The sequence below is a fragment of the Companilactobacillus halodurans genome (assembly GCF_009600985.1).
Classification (GTDB): Bacteria; Bacillota; Bacilli; order Lactobacillales; family Lactobacillaceae; genus Companilactobacillus; species Companilactobacillus halodurans.
Genome location: NZ_VDFP01000006.1, coordinates 25525 through 38486, shown reverse-complemented (window position 1 = coordinate 38486; position 12962 = coordinate 25525). Strand labels below are relative to the sequence as shown.

General features: G+C 34.8%; 10 protein-coding genes. 4 read left to right on the top strand and 6 right to left on the bottom strand.

Features of this window, described 5'->3' with window-relative positions; all coding sequences use genetic code 11:
* Positions 1 to 55: 55 nt before the first annotated feature.
* The gene (locus FHL06_RS04250; RefSeq protein ID WP_153385002.1) at positions 56 to 442 is read right to left on the bottom strand and encodes a hypothetical protein; all 387 of its coding nucleotides are present in this window, start codon (positions 440 to 442) and stop codon (positions 56 to 58) included.
* Between the two features lie 154 nt (positions 443 to 596).
* Here FHL06_RS04250 and mscL point away from each other — a divergent pair, with 154 nt between their 5' ends.
* Positions 597 to 983, top strand: a complete 387-nt coding sequence (gene mscL, locus FHL06_RS04245) for a large-conductance mechanosensitive channel protein MscL (protein ID WP_153385001.1) — start codon at positions 597 to 599, stop codon at positions 981 to 983.
* A 60-nt stretch (positions 984 to 1043) separates the two neighbouring features.
* On the opposite strand, the gene FHL06_RS04240 is transcribed toward mscL, so the two are convergent.
* From FHL06_RS04240 to FHL06_RS04225, 4 genes are all read right to left on the bottom strand, one after another.
* Entirely contained in the window at positions 1044 to 3572 is a 2529-nt protein-coding gene (locus tag FHL06_RS04240) for a hypothetical protein (RefSeq protein WP_153385000.1), read from the bottom strand.
* 16 nt (positions 3573 to 3588) lie between these two features.
* Entirely contained in the window at positions 3589 to 3966 is a 378-nt protein-coding gene (locus tag FHL06_RS04235) for a hypothetical protein (RefSeq protein ID WP_153384999.1), read from the bottom strand.
* A 218-nt stretch (positions 3967 to 4184) separates the two neighbouring features.
* Positions 4185 to 5549, bottom strand: a complete 1365-nt coding sequence (locus tag FHL06_RS04230; RefSeq protein ID WP_153384998.1) for a sensor histidine kinase — start codon at positions 5547 to 5549, stop codon at positions 4185 to 4187.
* Positions 5518 to 6204 (bottom strand): response regulator transcription factor, encoded by a 687-nt coding sequence (locus tag FHL06_RS04225; RefSeq protein ID WP_153384997.1) that lies wholly within the window; start codon positions 6202 to 6204, stop codon positions 5518 to 5520. Before FHL06_RS04225 ends, FHL06_RS04230 begins: the two co-directional genes overlap by 32 nt.
* A 223-nt stretch (positions 6205 to 6427) precedes the next feature.
* Between FHL06_RS04225 and FHL06_RS04220 the strand changes: the two genes are divergently transcribed.
* Both FHL06_RS04220 and FHL06_RS04215 read left to right on the top strand, forming a co-directional pair.
* Positions 6428 to 8869, top strand: coding sequence for an ArnT family glycosyltransferase (locus tag FHL06_RS04220; protein WP_153385074.1), 2442 nt, complete (start codon positions 6428 to 6430; stop codon positions 8867 to 8869).
* A 20-nt stretch (positions 8870 to 8889) separates the two neighbouring features.
* The gene (locus FHL06_RS04215) at positions 8890 to 9858 is read left to right on the top strand and encodes a glycosyltransferase family 2 protein (protein ID WP_153384996.1); all 969 of its coding nucleotides are present in this window, start codon (positions 8890 to 8892) and stop codon (positions 9856 to 9858) included.
* Between the two features lie 222 nt (positions 9859 to 10080).
* On the opposite strand, the gene FHL06_RS04210 is transcribed toward FHL06_RS04215, so the two are convergent.
* Entirely contained in the window at positions 10081 to 11058 is a 978-nt protein-coding gene (locus tag FHL06_RS04210; RefSeq protein WP_153384995.1) for a GMP reductase, read from the bottom strand.
* A gap of 320 nt (positions 11059 to 11378) precedes the next feature.
* Between FHL06_RS04210 and glnA the strand changes: the two genes are divergently transcribed.
* The gene (gene glnA, locus FHL06_RS04205; protein WP_337692527.1) at positions 11379 to 12707 is read left to right on the top strand and encodes a type I glutamate--ammonia ligase; all 1329 of its coding nucleotides are present in this window, start codon (positions 11379 to 11381) and stop codon (positions 12705 to 12707) included.
* The last annotated feature ends 255 nt before the right edge of the window (positions 12708 to 12962 follow it).

Sequence of the window (12962 nt, the reverse complement as noted above, 5' to 3'; positions counted from 1 at the left end):
ATAAGTTAGTTGACAATAGTAAATAATTTAAGTGAAACTAAGAAACAAATTACATCTAAAAAATCAGCCTTGATAGTACTTGAGTCAACGTTTTAGGATTCATTGACAGTCCATCTTTTTGCATTAGCTGTTGAACTTGTTCTTTAGTTTCTTTATCTTTTATTTTCTTTAAATATTGAAAGCCTTCAATAGTTAGACCATTCAATTTGATTAAAGTGACGTATTTAAGGGGACTGATGATTCCAGAAATAAGGTTATCGTTGATCATACTAATCGTAGTATCTTGCATGTCTTGAATTAAAAACTGATTAGCATTATCGCTAGCAATATAATCTTTAACGATTTGGTACTTTTGTGCCTTGTCTAAAAGTTCTTGGAAATCTTTGGGATTGTCTTCAGCCATAATTTCCAAAATCATTTTGTAAATATCAAACTTATTCATTTTTTCACAGCCTTTCACATCTAATTATAAATTAAATTGCGAAAACTTTAATACAAAATAATGGCAGATATCTTGTCTATAGTTAATTATTTGCATAAATACCCTTTAAAACGCCATAATTAATGGTAGAAATAAATTTTAGGAGATTTGGGAAATGTTAAAAGAATTTAAAGATTTTATCAGTCGAGGCAATGTCATGGATCTTGCCGTCGGAGTTATTATGGGTGCTGCTTTTACAGCTATCGTTCAATCATTAGTAGGCAATTTGATTAATCCTTTAATCGGTCTCTTTTTAGGAAAAGTAAATTTGAGCAACTTAGTTTTGGAAGTAGGGGATGCGACCTTTAAGTACGGAACTTTTATTGAATCTATCATTAACTTTATCATTATCGCCTTTGTCGTTTTTCTATTGGTTAAATTTATGAATAGGATTATCAAAACCCGTGAAGCTGAACCAGAAGAGGACAATAAAGATGAAGAAATCGTAATGTATTTGAAGAAGATTTCTGAATCATTGGATGAAAAAGAAAACAACAAATAAAAAACGTAACTAGCTGAAAAAATCAGGCTAAGTTACGTTTTTTTAGTGTCATAAGGATTTTTATTCAATTGAATCAATTGTTTGCCAAGTCCATTGACTGACATATTCACCAAAGACAGATTTATTTTTGACTGACTTAAAGGTTAGTTCGAGATTTTTTAAAACTTCATTGGTGAAATCATTAGTAAAATGCCATGGCTTTTCATCTTTTTTAACGGATTGACCTATTATTAAATTTTTAGAACTGACCCTTTTATTTTTCCAATAGACTTTATGAGAAATATATTTAGATTTATCGGTTTCTAAGGCTAAGGCTTTAGTAGAAGTGTCCGGATCGTGACTAGATTGACTATCATCGCCATCTTCACTATGATGATGAGTTTCTTCTTGATTTTTATTAGATTTGTAAAATCTTGCAATCGATAAGGTAACGTTAATTGGATGAGAACTATTTTCTCTAAAATCATCCAGGATAATTTTTCCTTCTTTTATGGTTGGCTTTATTTTTTTAGAACTAATTGGTGAAATAACTAAACTTCCTAAATCGATTTTTTGGGGTGCAATCAGTTGGGTACTGCCTGATTTGTGTTGAAAGTAAAAATCTTCTTTTCCAATATTGTCTTCGTCATCAACAATTTTAAAAGTGATTTTATGTGGTTTAAAGTCGTTTTGCGAACCAATATTTAAATCTTGAAGTTCCCAAAATGCGAAGCGACTATTATCTTTAACAGGAACATTTTCCTGAATAGCTTTTTCTTCGCCGTCGTCAATTGAATAGGAAATAGATTTGATGTTTTTGCTGTCCTTGTCGCTCCAAATACCTCTCAAGGTAATCTGATGGGAGAAAGGGGTGTGCGGATCTTCGTAACTAGAACTAGGCGAGATAACATTGATTTGCGGTTGGTTTGTTGTATCCTTGATGAATCTAAAAATCGTTTCTTCAATTGTAGATAAATGACCTTCACCATCTTTCATAATGAAACGAATGCGATGTTTGCTCTTATCAAGGCCTCGAAGAGGGATGGATTTTTTGATTTCGTTGACTTTGCCGCTTGCAGCTTCATTATTAGTTTGGACGCCATTCGCAAGTATTTGCAGATCATTAGGATTCATACTATCGACCGTGTAATAAATTGTTGCGTTAGTGCTGTCAAAGTCGAACCAACTGCCAGTAATGGGGAGGTCTTTTTGGCCAAGAATTAAGATATTTGGTTTGTCGTCAGTCCCTTTATCATCAATTTTCAAAACAGGATTGAAGTCTTTACCATTAACGTCTGTTTTAGTTGTATATTGTATTTTGGATGATTTACCAACCTCTAAATCGATTGTCGGCGAATGCATTGTTAAACCAGTATCCCACATTGATTCAGCTCTTGATGCACCTAAACGTGTTCCTGCGGTTAAATTATTTTCAGCATCGCCTAAATCACGTTGATCATCGAATGCATTATAGAGATTTTCGGGAACATAAGGCGATTTATATGTTTGAGTTTTACGATCGTAAAAGTTATTTCCGACTAAGCTGACTCTTCCTTTTGGCTTACCGACTTTCCACGGATAATATCTTTCGGTTGTTCGACCGATTTCTAACAAGCCATGAGTAACCATGTATCCTTTAGTAGCAATGTATGAATGTGAAATTGACCTTGCGGCCCAGGCCTTAGGTGGATAATTGCTTTCTTTAGTATAAATACTAGTTCGGACTTCATCGTTTTTTGATTGGATATACATTCCACGATTATTACCCAAAGAATACATTGGTAAATAATTTCCAGCTTTTTTTCCGTCAACGGAAATAATTTCTTTGCCATCTTTATTTAGAGAAAAATCTTGGTTAGAAAAAGCTGTGAAGTTATTAATTGTTGTTTTCCCAGTATTTTTAGATGAAATAATAGTGATTATTCGTCCGCCTTTGTCAAACTTCTGGCGAATCGTAGTAGTCACTTCCGGATTGGCGCGGCCTTTTTTTTCAGAATCAAAAGCTCTTTGTCGAAAAACCAAACGCTGTTCCTCAAAACCGGTATTAGGATCGATTCGATAAAAGAAACGTGGCCTCTCTAAAAAGGCAAAACTGTATCCTGCTTTATCTGGACCAGAAGTACCTGGCAATAGCCAATTATCGGTTTGTTGCACAGTATTATAGAGGGTGTTAGAGACAAAAGAATTCGGTGAGCCGTAAGGTCTGTTTTCTATTTCTAAATTATACAATCCTGTATCAAGATTCTGGTTGTCTCCATAGTGAGTCGTGTAAATATGGTTATTGGGACTTCGTAATCCATCGGAAATACGACTGCCTTTGTCAGCAAATAAAATGGCTGAATTAGCAGCTGTCAAACTGACTTGCCTTGAATCGCCCTTTTTTTGATAAGCATCTAAAAGCGATATATTTTGGGATGCATAAACATAATCGCCAAAATAAAGGTATGGCCTAGTGGTGGTGCCATCTGAGTGTTCTAAAATCGGTCCTTCACTTAATCTTAAACTATCGGCCTCAGTCCAGGTTCCTTCTTCAAAGTTGGCAATTTCTTCTTCAGTTAACCATTCATCATCTTCTGCAGCGAGTCTAGAATCTTTAGTTTGTTCATTCATTTCTCTGCGGAAAATTTCATTGTGGTTGGAGTCTAGTGCAATCAGTGTAAAATCTTTTTTTGTTAGTAAGCAGCATTTTGAAATCAATTTTGTCAGGATTATCAAGTGTAACTTTAATTTCTTCAGAAGTTATTTCCTCAATTTTTTGCGCTCCCAGTTCCTTTTTTAATGCTTGAATGTCGATAGCATTTTCTGTAGTGGTTTTAAAAAATAGTTCTTTTTTATCTTCCAATACATAACTGATGATTAATTCCTCGTGGTCTTTAGTTTCAAAGTGTTGAACTACATCAGCATCAGTTACAGGCTTAGCTTTGGTGATGGTTGGTTTGGAAAATAATATTGTTAGAAAAAATACAAAAGTAAGCTCTAGTATAATTAATCCTTTTTTTAACACAAGCAATCCTCCCTCGCAAACAATTTTATAATCTTATCATTGAGTGAAGAATTTTCTAATTCAAAAATTAGGAGGTTTTTTTTTGTTAAATGAAGCAAGAAATATTAATTGTTCAATGAAAAATATTAATTTGAAATAGAAGTTATAGTGTCTATTAAAATATTTATGAAACTAAAAGCACGGCCTATCAATTTAGGCCGTGCTTTTAATGATTAAAATTAATCGTTCTTATGGGTTTTCTTGATTGGTAGTTCAACTACAAATTCGCTTCCATGAGGCAAATTATCTCTTACAAAGATGTTTCCTTTATGATTAGTGACAATTTGTTTGGCAATTGCCAACCCCAAACCATGACCGCCGCTACTTTGATTTCTAGATTTATCAACTCGATAGAATCTTCCAAAGACTTTTTGTTTATCACTGTCACTGATGCCAACGCCAGTGTCGGAAATAATGAATTGATATTTGGAATTTTCAACGTGATCATAAATTTTAATTGTGCCATTTTTAGGAGTGTATTTTGTAGCATTGTCCAACAAAATTATCAATAATTGTTTAATTTTATTACGGTCAAGATTAAGCGTCGGTTTATGACGCAAGTTTATTTGAAAGACCTTTTCTTGTGAATTGATGATGTCCTTAAAAGGGATGATTGGGTCTTTTAAGAAGAACTGTGGTTTGGTTAATTCAAAGTACAGTTTGGTAGTTGCCTGGTCGAATCTTGCTAAATCCAAGAGGTTATTCGTTAAAGAATTCAAACGACTGACTTCATCGAGTGACACTGAAATTGCCTCGGCTTCATCGATGATTTTTTGCTTAGGTTTAGTTAGCATGTACTCTAATTTACCTTGGATAATTGTCAACGGCGTCCGTAATTCATGGGCAGCATCATTAACAAATTCAGTTTGTTGCTTCCATGATTTGACGATGGGCAACATGTTGATACGAGCTAAAAAGTATGAAGTAATTAAAGCGGCAATCCAAAAGAGAAAGAACGTGATAATTAGAATCTTTTCAAAGTTTTCCATTGATTGAATCATTGATTGAATCTGGGTATCGATGTTTTGCATGATTAAAACGTAATGTCCAGCATACATTGGATTATTATTATTTTTCGATACTTTGATTAAAATAGAACGGAAATTCATATTGTTTATCGTGATAGTTTGTTTCAAATTCAAATTCTTTTTTCTCAATTTAATGTTTTTAACAACAGAGTATCGATTACCAAGACTAGACCGGTTCAGTAATTTACCTTTTGAATTGAAAATCAAAATTGAAGTTTGAAAGGGCGCTTTGGGTTCTGGCCGGTGGAATTGATCGTCAGGACCTTGTGGAGTAGGAGAACTATTAACTTTTCTTTGCATATTAGGTTGTTTTTTTATAGCCGTGACTTGAGACTTGATGTCTTTATCAATGCTTCGATAGGTTGAAGATTGAAAAAGATTAAAAATAATCAATCCTAAGGTTAAAAATAAAATGGCAAAAGCAGCCATTATTGAAAGAAAAAGCTTAAATTGCTGGCGACGCGTGATGCGATTTTGTTTAGAATTAAGCTTCATCTTGGAAGATGTACCCAACATTTCTGATGGTCTTGATTAGGCCATCATTTTTTGATGGACGAAGTTTTTTTCGTAAGTTGCTCATGTAAACTTCGACCACTGTAATGGAGGTATCCGAATCGAATCCCCAGATACGTTCAAAAATTTGATCTTTGGTCAAAATTGTATTTTTATTTTGAAACAAATATACCAATAAATCATATTCTTTTCCATTGAGTGACAATGGATTTCCGCCAGCAATAATTTCGTGGTTATTGAGATTTATTTCAAGATTCTTAATTTTTAAGGTTGAATCGTCAGTTAAAACACCAGTCCGCTTTAATAAGGCTTTAACACGAGCTAATAATTCTTCACGATGAAATGGTTTGGTTAGATAATCGTCAGCTCCAAGATTAAAACCGTGCACTTTATCATCAATATCGGCTTTAGCTGTCAAAATTAAAACCGGTGTATTTATTTTTGCATCACGGATATTTTTTAACACATCATAACCGTTCATTTCAGGCAACATAATATCTAAAATTATTAAGTCGTAGACATTTTCTGTTGCAGCAAATTTTCCGCTGAGGCCATCGCCTTCAATGTCTATTTCTGAGAAGTCGCTTAAAAAAGAGGCGATGTTGTCAGCTAAATTCTTATCGTCTTCAACTACTAAAATTTTTATATTATTTGTCATAGCAAACTCCTTTGTCTATTTCATATATACAATTATAAATCATATTATCCGATTTAAGCTTAGTTTAAGCTAGTTTGTCTAATCTTGTTTTTGTTGTTAGGAAAGGAAATTTAACAGATGAAAAAATTTTTACAATTAGGACCGATTGTTTTTTCGATTTTAATTTATTCAATCATTTGTTTTTTAGTAAATATTGCTATTTAAAGATTGGAGAAGCTAAATGATGAACTCAAAAGAACCAAGTCGTGTTCAAAATAACAAAAAATCCCATTTCTTAAATAAATTAAGAACTATTAAATATGATTATTGGTTAATAGCCATTTTGATTTTAGCGGCATTTTTATATGCTTGGAATATTTGGGAAGCCGGTGAGGCCAACAACTTTTATACTGCTGCAGTCGTTAGTATGACTAAAAGTTTTAAGAATTTCTGGTATGCCAGCTTTGATCCTGCTGGTTTTATTACGGTTGATAAGCCACCAGTTGCATTGTGGTTTATGACGATCAGTGCAAAAATCTTTGGCGTTCATGGCTGGAGCGTAGTTTTACCATCAATTTTGTTTGGAATTGGATCAGTTTATTTAATCTATAATTTGATTTCTAAACGTTTTGGTAGAATTCCAGCTCGAATTGCCGCTTTGATTATGACATTGACGCCAATTGTCGTGGCTGATTCAAGAACTAATAATATGGATGCAACTTTGATCTTCTTCCTGTTGCTGTCGTTTTGGTTTGTACAAAAAGCTGTTTTGAAACAACAACAACGCTATCTTTGGATTGGTTTTGCTTTAATTGGTTTCTCGTTCAATATCAAAATGTTGCAAGCCTTTATGGTTTTACCAGCACTTTATTTGTATTACTGGCTAGCAGCTCAGACCAATTGGAAAAAGAAGTTAGCTCACTTATCGATTGCAACGATTTTTCTTGCAGTCTTTACGTTATTTTGGCCTTTGTCAGTTGATTTAACCAATTCTTCGAACCGTCCTTATGAGGGTGGCTCTGAAACTAATTCAGCTTTGGAATTAGCCTTTGGATATAACGGTACTCAAAGATTATTAGGTCAAACAACTGGAACAGGTGGAGCCTTCCCAGGAATGGGGAACTCTTCTAAGAAAAATGGTAAATCCATGACCCCACCATCTGGCAAGAAATCAAAAAAGCCAAGTGGGACTAAAGCAAATAAATCAATGACGCCTCCAAGTGGGTCTAAGAAATCCGCAAAGGGTAATCCACCAGCAATGCCCAATTCAAATAAAAAATCTGGTTCAAAGACTCAAGCTGGCAATGCTCCTAAAATGGCTGGAGGAAAGACTGGTAATACAGGTAATGCTCCTACCGGTGGTGGTACTGGCGGTGGAGGCTCTGGAGCCTTCAATATCGGTACTGCCGGACCATTTAGATTGCTTCAAAAAGAATTAGGACCACAGATCAGTTGGTTGATGTTAATAGCTTTATTTGGATTAGTTTCAAGTTATGCTTATTTTAGAGGTTCCAAGATGAAGAAATGGTATTCACTCAATTCCCAAAGAACGGAACTTTGGTTGTGGATTGGTTGGCTGGTACCAGTAGCTGGATTCTTCTCTATTGCCAGTTTCTTCCATCCTTATTACATGATTATGTTGGCACCCGCAATAGCTGCTTTAGCTGGAGTTGGAATTTACACTATGGTAAAACAGTGGCGTGAAAAATCATTCTGGTCAATGTTATTGCCTTTGTCGATTCTTTCCACAAGTATTCTTCAGGCCTGGTATTTGAACAATTATTATCCAACGTTATCTTGGGTCTTGTTGATTGCTGGTATTATTATTTCAATTCCGCTATTCGTTTTACCTTGGATAGCGATTAAATTAAAGAACAAACGAGCTTGGCCGATTGCAGCTTTAATAATCGTTTTATTGGCACCTACTTGGTGGTCGCTGACTCCAACGCTTGCTGGGTCGAGTGATGGGATACCAAGTGCCGGGCCATCATTGCTTACTGCCTTAGGCAATGGCGGCGGCATGGGAGATTCCCAAGTCGATTCCACCTTGTTGACTTATTTGGAAAAACACCAAGGAAAAGCCGAATATTTGTTTGCAACAGATGACTCAAGTACAGCTTCTCCTTATATCATTGCTACTGGTAAAGCTGTTATGGCAATGGGTGGTTTCAATGGGACTGATAAAGCTATCACGCTTAGTCAATTCAAGAAACTTGTTAAGGAAGGCAAATTAAAATATTACTATTCTGGCGGTAAAACCGGCGGTTCTAACAATGAAATCGTTAGTTGGATTAAAAAACATGCCAAAAAAGTTAATCTTAAGACCAAAAATTCTATAACTGGTAGTGCAAGTTCTGTAACTGTTTCTACTAAAACAGAGACTAAGACGATACCACAAACGCCTAGTCAAAATAATGAAGACTCATCTTCAACGCCACCAACGAAGCCTAGTGGTTCAAATAAGCAACCTCAAAATGGTCAAGGGCCATCTGGACAAGCACCAAGTGGTCAAAAACCATCTGGTAATAAGAAACCAAGTGGCAAGAAGATGACTAAGTCTCAAATGAAGAAATTACAAAAAAATATGAAACAGCCAGGTATGAAGGAACCATCTTCTATGGGACAAGGTCAAGGCGGTCCTGGTCAATCAGGTACGCTCTATGATTTATCCAGTATTTATAAGTAATCAGTGAAAGGACATCTTTTATGAAAAATCAATTAATTTCAATCGTCTTGCCAGTCTTTAATGAAGAACCTGGAATTCAAGCTACAATCGATACTTTACTAAATTATATTGAGCAGCAAGAAGAAGACTACGAATTGATTTTCGTTGATGATGGATCGACGGATAAATCAGTTCAAATCATTAATAAGGCACTTGAGCAACATTCAAATATTAAATTAATCGAGTTTTCCCGTAACTTTGGACATCAGTTGGCAATTACTGCCGGACTTCAATATACGAAAGGGGATGCAGCGGTTGTAATGGATGCTGATTTACAAGATCCTCCAGAAGTAATCCCACAAATGATTGAAAAATGGCATGAAGGCTATGAAATTGTTTATGGAAAGAGAATTCAACGAGACGGCGAAACTTTTTTCAAAAAATTTACAGCCAAAATGTTTTATCGTGTTTTTAGAAAATTAGCCACAATCGATATGCCTCTTGATACAGGAGATTTTCGATTGATGGATCGAAAGGCTGTTAATCAATTATTAAAATTGCATGAGCAAGATCCTTTTGTTCGAGGTCAGGTAACTTGGATTGGTTTTCGGCAAACTAGTGTCAGATATCATCGTCAAGAAAGATTTGCGGGTAAGACTAAGTATCCACTTTCCAAGATGATTAAATTAGCATTAGATGGCGTCATATCTTTTTCGCTGAAACCTTTGCATTTTGTAAATATTTTTTCGATTGTACCTTTTGTAAGTGCAATTTTTTCTTTAGGCTACATGATTGCTAGTAACAATTTTAGTTTAGTTTCAATTGGAATAACGGTCTTGTTATTTACGCTTGGCTTATTGATGCTAGCCATTGGCATCCTTGGCAGTTATGTGGGTCGAGTTTTAGACCAAGTTAATAATCGTCCACGCTTTATTGTCAGCAAGACTAAGGGCTTTGAACAAAGGAATAAAGCAATCCATCATTTCAGTGCTCAAAGAATAAATAATTAATAAAAGATTAGAAAAATTCTTTTTTACTTTAAGAGATTTCTGGCTTTTTAATTGCCAAGTAATGTGTTACAGTAATGTTAAATTTGATAGTTATTAAAGTTGTTTGATGGACAACCTATCTTATCAAATTGAACATGAACTATCCCATTCATAAAAAAGAAGCTGACGAACACCCAGTCGTCAGCTTCTTTTCTTTTTATCTATTTTATTTTGTCTTCTATATTAGTAGATATCGCCATTGTAAATAGAATTTTTAACAATTACGTAGTCAACTTTTCGAAGCGAATTAAGGTCTTTACCACCAGCATAGGAGATTGAGGATTGAAGATCTTGTTGCATTTCAGTTAAGGTGTCTTTGATTTCACCTTTGTAAGGAATCAACATTCTTTTTCCTTCAACGTTTTTATAAGCACCTTTTTGATATTGAGATGCTGAACCGAAATAGGCTTTGTACTTTTGACCATCTTTTTCAATGATTTTACCAGGGGATTCCTTATGTCCGGCTAGTAGTGAACCAATCATGACCATACTGGCACCAAAACGGATAGATTTGGCGATATCGCCGTCATTTCTCACACCGCCATCAGCAATGATAGGTTTGCTTGCAGCCTTGCCGCAAAGACGAATAGCAGCTAATTGCCAGCCACCAGTACCAAAGCCAGTCTTTAATTTAGTGATACATACTTTACCCGGTCCAATGCCCACTTTAGTAGCGTCTGCACCAGCGTTCTCTAGTTCACGAACTGCTTCAGGAGTACCGACATTACCGGCAATTAAAAATGAATCAGGTAAATTCTTTTTAATATATTTAATCATTTGAATTACTCGATCGCTGTGGCCATGAGCAACATCAATCGTAATATAGTCAGGCTTTAAACTTTCGTTGACAAGTTGATCGATAAAATTGAATTCCTCTTTTTTAATACCAACGCTGATTGAAGTGAAGAGGTTTTTTTGATTCATATCTTTAATAAAGTCAATACGTTTTTCAGGTTCGAAACGATGCATGACGTAAAAATAATCATTTTGAGCTAACTTTTCAGCCAGCTTTTCATCAATAATGGTTTGCATATTGGCAGGAACAACCGGAATCTTAAATGTTCTAGGTCCAAATTTCACACTAGTATCACATTCTGAACGACTGTCAACAATACATTTATTCGGAATTAGTTGAATATCTTCATAGTCGAAAACTTGCATTTATTTATACACCTCATTAATTACGAACAATTATTATTTTTATATTCAATTTCGTTCGTATCTATAATTTAACTGTAATTTACTGAGAAGTCAAATTAAAATTACTAATTATCTAGGGTGTAGTTAGGTAGTGTGATAGAATTTTCATATATAATAAATTTGGTATTTAATATTGGAATTTTTTGAAAAAAGAAATGAAAACATTTGACACTAATAAATGTAATTGGTATCATCATCTTATTATTAATAAAACGGTTTATTAATAACGTTTGTTAGAGTCTCTCAAAAAAATGGTATATACATAATAGGAGTGGTTAGAAGTGCGACAATATACTGCAGAAGACATTACAAAAATGGTAAAAGATGAAAACGTTGAGTTTATCTGCCTGATGTTTACAGATATCAACGGAATCATCAAGAATGTGGAAGTTCCAGTTTCACAATTGGATAAAGTTCTTGCCAATAAGATTACCTTTGATGGTTCATCTATTGATGGTTTTACGAGAATTGAAGAGAGCGATATGTTGCTCCATCCAGATTTGTCTACATGGTTGATTTTCCCGTGGGGCGAAGAACATGGTAAAGTTGCACGTTTGATCTGTGATATTTATAAGACAGATGGAACTCCGTTTGAAGGCGACCCTCGTGTTAATCTCCAAAGAATCATTAAGAAGATGAACGACATGGGTTACACTCATTTCAATATTGGACCAGAACCAGAATTTTTCTTGTTCAATACTGATTCACAAGGAAATCCTACTTTACATCTTAACGATGATGGAAGTTACTTTGACTTCTCACCAGTTGACTTAGGTGTAAACGTTCGTAAGGATATTGTTTTAGAATTAGAAAAGATGGGCTTTGAAGTCGAAGCTAGTCACCACGAAGTTGCCCCAGGACAACAAGAAATTGATTTCAAGTATCAAGATGCTTTAGCTGCTGCTGATAGTATTGAAACTTTCAAATTGGTAGTTAAGACAATTGCTAAAGAACATGGCCTCTATGCAACGTTTATGCCTAAACCAATCCAAGGAATCAATGGTTCAGGAATGCACATCAATATGTCATTGTTCAATGGCGATGACAATATCTTTGATGATGAAAATGATCAATTGTCAGACCTTGCTAAACAATTCTTAAGCGGTATCTTAAAACATGCTCGTGCTTTAACAGCCGTTAATAATCCAACTGTTAATTCATACAAACGTTTAGTTCCAGGCTATGAAGCTCCAACATACATTGCTTGGTCAAGCAAGAACCGTTCACCATTGATTCGTGTACCTGCTGCATCTGGCAAGTCAAAACGTATCGAAATGAGAAGTGTTGATCCTACAACAAATCCATACCTTGCAATCGCATGTATCTTAGATGCTGGCCTTGACGGTATTCAAAGCAATTATGATTTGATGCCAGAAGTTAAAGACAACATTTATGAAATGTCAGAAGAGAAACGTCGTGAAGAAGGTATCGTTGATTTGCCATCTACTTTGCACAACTCCTTGAAAGCACTACGCAAAGATGAATATGTTCAACAATCACTTGGCAAGGGACTAACAAATAGTTTCTTCATTGCTAAGAATGCTGAATGGGCAAGATATCAACAAACAGTTTCCCAATGGGAAAGAGATACTTACATGTCCCAATATTAATTTACAAATTTCAAAATAATAGCACCACTCAATTCTAGTTGAATCGGGTGGTGCTTTTTTATATCTATGTTTAAATTAAATTGTGCAAGTGAATAAATTGATTTGCTTATTGTTTATTAGTATAAATCGATTGTAATAATAAGGTTGTTTATTAATTGCTTTTTTTATGAGAGGAAGATAAAAAATCCTAGAAAAGGTGACGGTTGAAAACACATTTAAGTTTTAAAATATTTGAAAAGCGTGAAAACCGCTACA

What these genes read in the sequence shown, in the direction of transcription:
- mscL (WP_153385001.1), top strand. Translation starts at nt 597, where the DNA reads ATGTTAAAAGAATTTAAAGATTTTATCAGTCGAGGCAATGTCATGGAT.
- FHL06_RS04220 (WP_153385074.1), top strand. Translation starts at nt 6,428, where the DNA reads ATGAACTCAAAAGAACCAAGTCGTGTTCAAAATAACAAAAAATCCCAT.
- FHL06_RS04240 (WP_153385000.1), bottom strand. Translation starts at nt 3,572, where the DNA reads ATGAATGAACAAACTAAAGATTCTAGACTCGCTGCAGAAGATGATGAA.
- FHL06_RS04230 (WP_153384998.1), bottom strand. Translation starts at nt 5,549, where the DNA reads ATGTTGGGTACATCTTCCAAGATGAAGCTTAATTCTAAACAAAATCGC.
- FHL06_RS04250 (WP_153385002.1), bottom strand. Translation starts at nt 442, where the DNA reads ATGAATAAGTTTGATATTTACAAAATGATTTTGGAAATTATGGCTGAA.
- FHL06_RS04225 (WP_153384997.1), bottom strand. Translation starts at nt 6,204, where the DNA reads ATGACAAATAATATAAAAATTTTAGTAGTTGAAGACGATAAGAATTTA.
- FHL06_RS04210 (WP_153384995.1), bottom strand. Translation starts at nt 11,058, where the DNA reads ATGCAAGTTTTCGACTATGAAGATATTCAACTAATTCCGAATAAATGT.
- FHL06_RS04215 (WP_153384996.1), top strand. Translation starts at nt 8,890, where the DNA reads ATGAAAAATCAATTAATTTCAATCGTCTTGCCAGTCTTTAATGAAGAA.